The following is a 6,461-nucleotide window of genomic DNA, read 5'->3' as shown; positions in this document are numbered from 1 at the left end:
GCCGCCCGCGCCGCCGATGCCGCCCGAGCCGCCGATGCCGCCGGCGCCGCCGCTGCCGGCCATCACGCCACCGGAGCCGCCAATGCCGCCGGAGCCGCCGATGCCACCCGAGCCGCCGATGCCGCCGGAACCGCCGATGCCGCCGGCGCCGCCGATGCCGCCGGAACCGCCGATGCCGCCGGCGCCGCCGATGCCGCCGATGCCGCCGCTCCCACCGGGGCCGGCCATCATGCCGCCGATGCCGCCGTTGCCGCCGGAGCCGGTCGTGCTCCCCGTGGTCTGGATGGTCGCCCCGTCACCGCTACACCCGATCGCGGCGACCGCCACCAACGCGAGCCCATGACGCCGTGCACTTCGCCACCCGAGCATCGACTCCTCCCTGCAAGAGTTCGTTCGAACGCCACAGTGTAAGCAAAAAACTTCAATCCTGTAGGATGGTAAATGTTGTTACCAGTCCACAGATAAATTGTTGTTACTCAAACTACATTGTGGTGCTCGGGACCACGGGCGCGCGGAGGTTCGGGGGAGGGACGCGGCGCGTCGCGCGACGCTCTCGACGCCGCGGCGGCGCTGGGCCAGAAGGGCTCGGATGCAGGAGACTCGTCCGGGGATCCCCTCCCGGCTCCTCGATCCGGCCTTCGTACGCGAGCTCGAGGTGCTCAGGCGCCGGCTCGAGATCCGCGCGCGCTCGGGCGCCTCGGGCGAACACGTCGCGCGGCGGCGCGGCGGAGCGGCCGAGTTCCAGGAGCACAGGCCCTACAGCCCCGGCGACGACCTGCGCCGCATCGACTGGGCCGCCTACGCGCGCACCGACGAGCCAGTGCTGAAGCTCTTCCGCGCCGAGGAAGACGTGATCGTGCGGCTCCTCGTGGACACGTCCGCGTCCCTGGATTTCGGCGAGCCGCCGAAGTTCGAGGCCGCTTGCCGCATCGCCGCGGCGTTCGGGTACATGGCGCTCGCGGCCTCGGAGCGGGCGCAGGTGATCTCGGCAGGGGAGGGGATCCAGCGCGAAGAGACGCCCGTGCGCGGCCGGAGCGGGCTGCCCGCGCTCCTGCGCGCGCTCGGAGGGATCGCGCCGCGCGGCGGGACGGATCTCGCGCGCGCCGTCGATCGGCTGATACAAAAGAACAAGCGTGCAGGGATGCTCCTCGTCGTCTCCGATTTCCTCGACGGCGGGCCGCTCGGCCCGGCGCTCACGCGCGCGGCCGCGGCCGGGCATGATCTCGTGCTCGTGCAGGTCGTCGCGCCCGAGGAGATCGAGCCTTCGTACGAGGGCGACTGGGCGCTCGAGGACGCCGAGACCGGCGCGGTCGTCGAGGTGACGATGGATGCCGCGGCGATCGAGGCGTACGTGCTGCGGTTCGCGGGCCTCTGCGAGGAGCTGCGGCAGATGGCGAAGCGGCTGCGCGCGACGTACGTGCGGGTTCGCACGGACGAACCCCTGGAGAGCGCGATCCGCCGGATCGTCGCGAGGAGCATCGACTGAATGTCCTCGCCGCTCGATCTGCTCGCGCCGAAGGGGCTCGCGCTCCTCGGTCTGCTCGGCCCGCTGGTCCTGCTCTACATCCTGAAGGTGCGGCGCAAGCGAAAGCGCGTCGCGTCGACGTGGCTCTGGGCGTCGGCGAAGCGGGATCTGATCGCGCGCTCGCCGTTCCAGAAGCTCATCGCCCAGGTGCCGCTCATCCTGCAGGCGCTGGCGCTGCTCCTCTTGGCGTTCGCGCTCGCGCGGCCGGCCACGCGGGGCAGGGCGATCACCGGTGATCACCTCGCGATCATCGTGGACGCGAGCGCGTCGATGTCAGCGCAGAGCGTGGCCGGCGCGGAGACGAAGACGCGGATCGAGCTCGCGCGCAAGGTCGCCGAGGACATCCTGTCGTCGCTCGGTCCGGGCAGCGACGCGCTCCTGCTCGAAGCGGGGCGCGACGCGCGCGTGGTGGCGCCGCTCGATCGCGACGCGGTCCGGCTGAAGGCCGCGCTGAAGACGCTGCGCGTGCACGACGTGGAGGGTGATCTCGGCGCGGCCGTGGCGCTCGCGGTGGACCGGCTGCGGCAGCTCGGCGGATCGCGGCGGATCGTGGTGATCACGGACGGCAACCTCGCTGCGCCGGCCGCGCTCTCGGGTGCGTCGCTGCCGATCGAGGTGATCACGGTCGGCACGCCGGTGGACAACGCGGCCATCGTGCGCGTCGACGTGCGGTCGGGGATCGAGCCGACGCTGAAGCGCGAGCAGGTGCAGGCGTTCCTCGTCGTGGCGAACTTCGGCAAGGCGCCACGCGAGCTCTACGTGACGATGCGCGAGGACAACGCGTCGGACGTGCTCGCGTCGCGGAAGATCCTGGTCGCGCCGGGCGAACGTCAGGCCGTGGTGCTCGACTTCCTGCCGGCGCCCGGCGACTACCGGCGCGGGCTCATCTTCGACATCGCGCCGCACGACGCAATGGAGGTCGACGACGCGGCCTTCGCGCGTGTGCCGGCCGGGGACAAACTCCCCGTGGCGTACGTGGCGCCCGATCCGCAGAAGGTGTCGCCGTGGATCGAGCGGGCGATCGTGAGTGATCCGGCGACGACGTTGAAGACGCTCTCGGTGGCGGAGCTCGCGAAGCCGGCCGCGGTCGAGATGGACGCGTTCGTCGTGGTCGAGGGCGCATGCCCGGACTTCGTGCCGGGCGGGGATCTCCTGATCGTCGCGCCGCCCGCGGGTCGTTGCTTCGGCACCGTGGTCGGCAGGACGCTCGAAGCTCCGTCGATCACGTCGTGGGAGAGCGGCGACGCGCGCATGCGCTTCCTCTCGCTCGACGGCGTGTCGATCTCGCGCGCGGCGGCGCTCAAGCCCGAGGGCCCCACGCAGGAGCTCATCCGCACGCAGGACGGCACGATCGCGACCGACATCTCCACGCCGACGCGCACGGGCACGCTGCTCGGCTTCGACGTCGGCGACAGCGACTGGCCGCTCAAGGCGAGCTTCGTGCTCTTCATGCGAAACATGCTGGAGCAGGCGCGCATCCACCGCGCGCACGGCATCACGGGGCCCGCGCGCGCGGGCGAGCCCTTGCGCGTGCGCCTGCCCGCGTCGGCGAAGGACGTCGAGGTGAAAGGACCGACCGGCGACAAACTCGACGTATCGCTGCGAGGTGGCCTCGCGGTCGTGCCGGAGATCTCGAAGGTCGGCCTCTATCAGCTCTCGTGGCAAGGCCCCGAGGGCGGCGCGCTCGTGGCCCCGGCGAACCTGACGAGCGCGGCCGAGAGTGACCTCGGCAGCGTCATGGCCCCGGCCGGATCGGGCAAGGACGAGATCAAGGTGACGGCCGCGGGCATCGAGCCCGACGCGCACAACGAGTGGAGCTGGGTGCTCGCGCTCGTGGCGCTCGGCTTCGTGGTCTTCGACATCTGGTACCTGACGCGCAAGCCGCGCCTCGCGCCCGCCGCCGCGCCCGCGGCGCCCAAGCGTCCCCCGACGCCGGAGAGGAGGGCCGCGGCGTGATTCCGAGCCATCTGCGCCCGTACGTCCCCTTCGTGGTCGTCGGCCTCGGCCTGCTCGTGTTCGTCTTCCTCGCGCGGTGGGTGATCCGCGCGGCGGGCCTCACGAAGCGCAAGATCTTGCTCGCGGGGATGATCGTGGGCGCGCTGCCTGCGCTCTACGTGGGCCTCGTCTGGACGGGCCTCGTCCCCGGCGGCTACCTGCGCCTCGCGCGGCCGCAGATCACGCTGCTCGTGCTCGCGTCGACCACGTTCGTCGCGTACCGCATGGCGACGGGCTGGACGAACCAGGGCCCGCTGCGCACGCGGCTCGGCGACGTCCTCGCGCAGCTCGCGACGTTCATCGCGGCGATGGCCGCCGCCGGGCCCGAGCTCGGTCGTCCGCTCGACCGGCTCACCGTGCTCGTGGCGATCGATCGCAGCCGTTCGATCGACCTCGTCCCGAGCGCCGAGCAGCGCATCAAGCAGGAGCTCGCGGTCGCCGAGCTCGGCATGCGCGAGGAGGATCGGATCGGCACGATCATCTTCGGCGCGGACGCGGCGACGGAGGATCCGCCGCGGCCGAAGTCGGACCTTCCCGCGCCGCAGCGCGTCTCCATCGGGCGCGACGGGACCGACCTCGGCGCGGCGATCCGGCGCTCGCTCGCCGAGGTGCCCGCCGACAGCGCCGCGCGCATCGTGGTGCTCTCGGACGGCGTGGCGACGCGCGGCGACACCATGGCCGCGGCCGCGGCGGCGGTGGCAGCGGAGATCCCGGTCGACGTCGTCCCGCTCGAACAACGCTCCATCCCCGACATCCGCGTGGTCGCGCTGCGGGCGCCGACGCGCGCGGACGAGGGCGAGCCCATCGATCTGCGCCTCGTGACCTCGTCGCCGAGCCCGGCCGCGATCCAGATCCGGCTGCGGCGTGACGGCGAGCTCATCGCGGAATCGGGCGCGAAGATCGCCGCGGGCGAGGACGTCCTGCGCATCCGCGAGAAGGCGCCCGGCCCCGGGTTTCACCGCTACGACGTGGAGATCACCGCGGCCGATCCTGCGCTCGATCAATCCCCCGAGGACAACGCGGGCAGCGCCTTCATGCGCGTGCGTGGTCAAGCCTCGGCGCTCGTGCTCGATGGAGACGCGGGCAAGACGGCGTTCGTCGCGCGCGCCCTCGAGGCCGCGGCGTTCAAGGTGGCCGAGGGCTCGACGAGCAGCGTGCCCGTCGATCTCGCGGGGCTCGTCGGCTACGACCTCGTCGTGATGGGCGACGTGCGCGCCTCGGATCTGTCGCCCGGCCAGATCGACGCGCTCGCGAGCTACGTGCGCGACCTCGGCGGCGGCCTGCTCCTCATGGGCGGCGATCGCAGCCTCGGCCCGGGCGGGTACGCGCGCACGCCGCTCGAAGAGGTCTCCCCCGTTTCATTTGACCTCAAACAAGAGCGGCGCCGCGCGAGCCTCGCCGAGGTGATCGGCATCGACATCTCGGGCTCGATGGCGGCGAACGCCGGCGCGCACACGAAGCTCGAGCTTGCGAACGAGGCGGCCGCCCGCAGCGCCGCGCTGCTCGGCAGCGGCGACAGGCTCGGCGTGCTCCACGTGGACACCGCGGTCAACTGGAGCGTCCCGCTCGGCCCGGTGAGCGACAAAGCCGCGATCGACAAAGCGATCCGCGGCGTGGGCCCCGGCGGCGGCGGCATCCTCGTCGACATCACGCTCGAGGCCGCGTACGCCGCGCTCGCGAAGGAGAAGGTCAACCTCAAGCACGTGCTGCTCTTCGCCGATGGCTCCGACGCCGAGCAGATGGGCCCGTGCCGCACGATGGTCTCGGACGCCCTCCGCGCCGGCATCACGACGAGCGTGGTCGCGCTTGGCAACGGCGGCGACGTGCCCGAGCTGGAGACGCTCTCGCGCCTCGGCAGCGGCCGCTTCTACCTCATCGAGGACGCCAACCGCCTGCCCGCGGTCTTCACGCAGGAGACGATCCTCGCCGCGCGCTCGTCGATCGTCGAGAAAGAGTTCCGCGTCTCGCGCAGCGCGCCTTCGCCCATCCTCTCGGGCGTGCCGCTCGACGAGGCGCCCTCGCTCGACGGGTACGTCGTGACGATCCCGAAGGGCCGCGCGAGCGTGCTCATGACGGGGCCCGAGGGGGATCCGATCCTCGCGGTGTGGTCCGCGGGCGTCGGTCGATCGGGCGCATTCACGAGCGACCTCAAGGATCGCTGGGGCCGTCGCTGGACCACGTGGCCCGGCGCGGCGCGGCTCGTCGGCCAGCTCGCGCGCGACCTCACGCGCAAGGGCGAGGACGGCCGCGTGCGCGTCGAGGCCGACGCCTCGGGCGGCGAGCTGCACGTGCGCGCCACGGTCGTCGGCGACGACGGCCGCGCGCAGTCGTTCCGCCGCTTGATGGTGCGCGTCGCCGGCCCCGACGGGTTCGTCCGCGAGACCGCGCTCGAAGCCACCGGCGCCGGTGCGTATGCCGCGTCGATCCCGCTCTCGCGCCCCGGCACGTACATCGCGATCGCCAAGGACGAGCAGTCGGGCGACGTCGTCGGTACGGCGGGCGCGGCGCTCACGGCCGGCGAAGAGCTCCGGCCCACGGGCTCCGACGCCGCGCTGCTCGGCCGCATCGCGGACCTCACGGGCGGCAAGCGACGCGACACGCTCGCCGGCATCTTCGGCGACCGCGCCGCGCGGCGTTTCTCCTACCAGGACATCACGCCCGTCCTGATCGCGATGGCCGGCTTCGCGCTCCTCCTCGCGGTCGCGGCGCGCCGCTTCGCCTTGCCGGAGCCCGTCCTCGCGTGGGCCGCGCGCGCGCGCGCCGCGCTGCAACCGAAGCCGGCCGAGGCCCACGCGCACGCCGATGCGCGCTCGCCCGACGCCGTCGTCGGCGCGCTCCTCCAGGCGAAAGAGCGCGCCGCCCGCGAACGCGCCGCCCGCGAAGCACCGCTCCCCGCGGCCTCGACCGCCGCACTCGCACATCCCTCCGCGCCGGCCCCGCA

At 72.9% G+C, this 6,461-nt stretch carries 4 protein-coding genes; 3 read left to right on the top strand and 1 reads right to left on the bottom strand.

What is annotated here, in order from left to right; genetic code table 11:
- A partial coding sequence (locus tag QHF85_RS49335) for a hypothetical protein (protein WP_281334516.1) occupies window positions 1–327 on the bottom strand: 327 nt, incomplete at its 3' end.
- A 262-nt stretch (window positions 328–589) separates the two neighbouring features.
- Between QHF85_RS49335 and QHF85_RS49330 the strand changes: the two genes are divergently transcribed.
- From QHF85_RS49330 to QHF85_RS49320, 3 genes are all read left to right on the top strand, one after another.
- Window positions 590–1,486 carry a DUF58 domain-containing protein gene (locus QHF85_RS49330; protein ID WP_281334515.1) on the top strand — a complete coding sequence of 299 codons (897 nt, stop codon included), beginning with the start codon at window positions 590–592 and terminating at the stop codon, window positions 1,484–1,486.
- The gene (locus QHF85_RS49325) at window positions 1,487–3,481 is read left to right on the top strand and encodes a VWA domain-containing protein (protein ID WP_281334514.1); all 1,995 of its coding nucleotides are present in this window, start codon (window positions 1,487–1,489) and stop codon (window positions 3,479–3,481) included.
- The coding region (locus QHF85_RS49320; RefSeq protein ID WP_281334513.1) for a VWA domain-containing protein at window positions 3,478–6,461 on the top strand (2,984 nt) is incomplete at its 3' end. The genes QHF85_RS49325 and QHF85_RS49320, both read left to right, overlap by 4 nt.

Source organism: Polyangium sp. 6x1 (assembly GCF_029946515.1).
In the GTDB taxonomy this organism is placed as follows: Bacteria; Myxococcota_A; Polyangia; order Polyangiales; family Polyangiaceae; genus Polyangium.
The sequence above is the reverse complement of the archived record's forward strand: the minus strand, read 5'-3'. Positions and strand labels throughout refer to the sequence as shown.